This is a genomic window from Escherichia sp. 94.0001 (assembly GCF_013369155.2).
Taxonomy (GTDB): Bacteria; Pseudomonadota; Gammaproteobacteria; order Enterobacterales; family Enterobacteriaceae; genus Escherichia; species Escherichia coli_F.
Map to the genome: position 1 here is coordinate 1 of NZ_JABWMS020000307.1, position 270 is coordinate 270.

A 270-nucleotide genomic window follows, 5' to 3' on the forward strand; every position below is an offset into this window, starting at 1 on the left:
TCAACGTTGACTACCTCGGTGGTCAGATTGGGACTTTCGCCATCAACTTCTCCCGTCCGGCAGGCCAGGTGATTGCACAATACTATGAGTTTCTGCGCCTCGGTCGTGAAGGCTATACCAAAGTACAGAACGCCTCCTACCAGGTCGCGGCCTATCTGGCAGATGAAATCGCCAAACTGGGGCCGTATGAGTTCATCTGTACCGGTCGCCCGGATGAAGGCATCCCGGCGGTTTGCTTCAAACTGAAAGATGGTGAAGATCCGGGATACA

The 270-nt window shown here is 54.1% G+C and carries 1 protein-coding gene; it reads left to right on the top strand.

Annotation, left to right across the window (positions count from 1 at the left end):
• Positions 1–270: pyridoxal-dependent decarboxylase (locus tag HEN33_RS27265; protein ID WP_242460330.1), on the top strand; the 270-nt coding region annotated here is incomplete at both ends.